General features: G+C 38.2%; 1 protein-coding gene. It reads right to left on the minus strand.

Annotated features, from left to right (window positions below):
• On the minus strand, positions 1–249 hold a 249-nt coding region (locus SB753_RS39940), incomplete at both ends, for a hypothetical protein (RefSeq protein WP_410805532.1).

The following is a 249-nucleotide window of genomic DNA, read 5'->3' on the forward strand; positions in this document are numbered from 1 at the left end:
AATAGATCTGCTGTGTAAGATGTTTCACCTGTTAATCCAGTTACTACTGCTATACCACTTGTTTTTTCTGCAGGTGTGATCACATGCGTAATAGCTCCCGGATTAACTACAATTTGTGTTACATTACTATTCGGAGTCCATCTCAGAGTAACTTGTTTTGCTTCAATATCTCCATCAACTGATGGAAGGAAAAGCTGTTCAGATAAAGTAGTCGCCGTTGTAACTGACCATTTAGAATCTTCTAAACCA

This window comes from Paraburkholderia sp. SIMBA_053, from assembly GCF_046534895.1.
Lineage (GTDB): Bacteria > Pseudomonadota > Gammaproteobacteria > Burkholderiales > Burkholderiaceae > Paraburkholderia > Paraburkholderia caledonica.